3 protein-coding genes are annotated in these 3,737 nt (G+C 33.6%); all 3 read right to left on the reverse strand.

The window, feature by feature from the left end; genetic code table 11:
* Positions 1-477: 477 nt before the first annotated feature.
* Complete coding sequence (locus CCZ01_RS09720; RefSeq protein WP_112053010.1) at positions 478-1,728, reverse strand: coiled-coil domain-containing protein; 1,251 nt, start codon at positions 1,726-1,728, stop codon at positions 478-480.
* 219 nt (positions 1,729-1,947) lie between these two features.
* Complete coding sequence (locus tag CCZ01_RS09725; RefSeq protein WP_181566393.1) at positions 1,948-3,069, reverse strand: replication initiation protein; 1,122 nt, start codon at positions 3,067-3,069, stop codon at positions 1,948-1,950.
* Between the two features lie 287 nt (positions 3,070-3,356).
* A complete protein-coding gene (locus tag CCZ01_RS09730; RefSeq protein ID WP_112053012.1) occupies positions 3,357-3,563 on the reverse strand; it encodes a hypothetical protein in 207 nt (68 codons plus the stop codon).
* Between the last annotated feature and the right edge of the window lie 174 nt (positions 3,564-3,737).

Genomic DNA, 3,737 nt, shown 5'->3' on the forward strand with positions numbered 1-3,737 from the left:
CCTCCTAGAATCCTTGCTTGTTTCTGCTTTTTTCTGTCGGTAGCTTTACAAAAAATGCTTAAATGTCCCTCTGAAACGATGTTTCAGGGGATTTAAGCTGTTTTTTGTGCTAACCGAAGCAGAAAAACGAAAAACATTGCTTGAGAATATGCTCTAGAATTAATTGTAAGGGGGTAAAAATGCAAAAAATATGGGTTGGTTATATGCTGGTATTAGATTGTGGCTAAAATGCAATAGCGTTGCTTTAAAGTGTGTTTATGAGCGTTTTTGGTTTTTGCTGGATTTTTTGAGAATCAAAAAATCAGCACACAAGCGTAAAATAGGGCTTTTTGGGAAGATAAGGCTTAAATTAGCGCGTGAGTCTAGGTAATCAACCTAAAAAAGTTAAGATATAATCTCATCGTTTTGTTAGGTAATTTGCCCCTCATCTTTGCAGGATTTGGGGCTTTGTTATTGTAGCTAAACTTTACTTAAAAACTATAGCTCCAACTCCTCATTCTGCGAACTTCTGCGATTTCTTCTGATTGTTGATTTTGAATATCTTGAGATGAGATTATCAAGAGTTTGTTCATTTGATTTTTCTTGTTCTCTTGATTTTTCCGGAAATATTTCTTGGAGCTGGTTTGATGACAAATTGTTTTCGCACCAATTTTCAAGTTTAGTTAAGCGGTCTTTTGTTTTCTCAAAATCAGTTTTCAAGAGTTCATATTTTTTGCTTAATTCTTTTTTGTCTGATTCTAATTTTTCAATGTATAAGAGTTGGTCATTAATCCTATTTTGAAGGTTTTTTTTAGCTTCATTTGCACTTGATAGAAATGCAGTTTTAGTTATATTGTAATCGTTTTCTACTTTCTCATTATGCTTACCAAATGTAACAATATTTTTCCAAATACTCTTTCTATTGTCAAACTCTTTTTCTAGTTTATCTAACTGGAGCTGATGTCCTCGTTCTAAATCTCTAATCTTAGATTCGTAATATTCTTTTTGGATTCTTGCTTGTTCCTGCTCCTGAAGTAATATTTGAGTCATAGAATCTAAGTTCCTTTGTTGTTCTAAAATTCTTTGTTCCATAAGTTTTTCTTGCTCTTTGAATTGTGCGTAAACTTTGTAATCTTGGATATATTTTGGTTGTTTTTCATTGAATGAGTATCTTGGCTCTCCGCGTTTCATTTTGAAAATTTGAGAAGCAAAGCTCTGGATTTTTGAAAGATTTGATTTATTCAGACTTGCCTCTTGTCTTGCAAGTTGTAATCCTGTATTTCTGTCAAGCGTAAAAAATACCGCGTGGGCGTGGTAGTGTGTTTGCTCGTTCCCGTTTTTATCTGTGAATCTCTCGTCCCTATGAATTGCAATTTGTAATGGTGTAAATCCTGTAATGTTTGCTATCGTTTCGGTTAATTCTTGACATTGAAGCATTGTTGTATTTTTGTCAATTTCATAGATGAATTCGTGGTAGCATTTTTCTTTTTTTGTAAAGTTTTGTAAACCTTTCGGTTTGCCACTATTTTTCGAAAGTCCATTTTTTTGTTCACAAAAAGAGTAAAAATTATTATAAGCTTGTTGATAGAGATTTTCAATGGTAGCTCTAACTTCATTTGCTTTACAAGAATATTCATTCAGATATGAATATTCTTTCGTAATTGTTTTTGCATTGTTGTTTGTTCTATCGTTGTGATTCAGAACCGGTTTAATTTTTGGGTTGCAGTGAGCTGAAGCAATTTTTGACATTTCGATCCTTTGGTGTGAATTTTCTATCAATCGCTGAATACTTTTTTTGTCAGCGATTGATAGAAAATTCTTTTGGGGGTTGAGGGGGATACCCCCTCACAAGCGACCACTTTTCTTAAAGTGGAGGATAGCTTGTATCCTCCACGCTATCGATTAAGAAAACTTTAAGCTTAGATTTGATGTTCTTTGATATAAGATTCTAGCTCTGTAATGGTAGCATTAGATTGCATACCGATTGAAAACATTTTCTAAATGTTTCAAGTCTTTGAAAATCATTTCACTTATATGATTGTCGTCCGCATTTCTTAGAGTTACGATTATGTTTCCGCTTTCATCTTTGCTAATGTTTTGGATTTTTAGCGTATCGTATTCATCAAACCTGTTCTTCATTCTTAAGTTTCTGTAAAGATAATTGTCAACTTCAAGTTCATCTTCAATTTCTGTAGTTACTTGATTTGTTGTTGGCTCTTCTGTTTTTTGTTTGATGTCTCTCAAGCGTTTTAACTTGTTTCTTGCCTCTTCGCACCAAATATTTTGCGCGATAATTTCTAGGTTTCTCTTGTTGGCTCTTTGCTCTATTTCGTTTGTGGTTTCTGGTGTAAAGTAGAATTCTATGCCTATGACATTACCACCTCTCCCCCTTCCTTTGCCTTTGATTTTGGTGTAAGAGAGACTTTCGAAGGGTGTGCGTTTTATGTCAAAAAGGGTGCGGGGTGCGGTTAGCTCTTTGATTGCTGGTTTAAGGATTTGACGTTCAATATCGCATATTTTGTAGGATTCTGGAATGTCCATAACTCTTAAAAACTCTTTCCACTCAATGTGTAAAAGCCCTGTGCTTCTGAATTGTTTCAAGAGTCTATAAAGTGTCTTTGTGTATTTACCGCTTAATGCGATGAATTCTGCTAATTCAAAGCGTGTGAAGTTAGCTGTTAGCTCATTAATTAAGTACGCGAATTCTTCATTGATTTTCACTTCAATCTGTCCCAAGCTCTTGTTTGGATTATCGGGGTTATTATCGGATGTTGAGTAAAAAAGTGAGAATTTTTTAAAAAGATTATAGGTCGCTCTCTCAAAAATTTTAGAATCCTCGCAAGGTTTTATTATTGTAAAATCAAGTTTAGATAAATTCTTTTCAAGCTCTTGGGCTTGTTTCCATAATTCTTGCCCTGTGAGTTTACTATTTTTTGTAAATTCTTTAATTTGCCCATAGTCTAGCATAATCGTTTCTTTTTTGTCCTTTATCGCAAATATCAAGCCAAAAAGTATGTTCTGTTGTAGCTCTGAAAAGCCATTTAAGTTTAGTTTGTTGAAATCGTTGTGATATTTAACAACTTCGTTCATTTTTGTAGCCTTTTTAGTTTGGTTTTTTAGATTATACATTATTTTAAGTATATTGTCAATAATTTTATCCTTTTAATACTCCTAATTTATCCTTTTAATAGTCGGAATTTATCCTTTTAATAGTCGGAATTTATCCTTTTAATAGTCGGAATTTATCCTTTTAATAGTCGGAATTTATCCTTTTAATCATTCCATTTTGTATTTTTTTAATACTCTCATTTAATTATTTTAATATTTTCCTTTAATATTCATACAACTACCATACCCACGCTATCAAATTGCATTTTTCACTTCCCTATAATCACTCGTTTCAACATTCCCATTTTCAACCCCAAAAAACCCCCTAAAAGGTTAAAAAAAGAATTTAAAAAAAGGTTAAAAAAACGTGCGTGCACTCGCATACGCAAAAAACTACAATCAAACTCAAAAACTGCCAATGAAGCGACTAAAGTCGCCTTACATAGGGCATTGTGCAAGTCGCTTCGCTTTTGCACGCCCCTAAAATAGGTGTTTGCATATTCTCTGCAAACGCTTCGGATTCTTTCTCAAGACTGCTAAAGCAGCTTGAGCCTCCTAGAATCCTTGCTTGTTTCTGCTTTTTTCTGTCGGTAGCTTTACAAAAAATGCTTAAATGTCCCTCTGAAACGATGTTTCAGGGGATTTAAGCT

This window comes from Helicobacter monodelphidis (assembly GCF_003288845.1).
In the GTDB taxonomy this organism is placed as follows: domain Bacteria; phylum Campylobacterota; class Campylobacteria; order Campylobacterales; family Helicobacteraceae; genus NHYN01.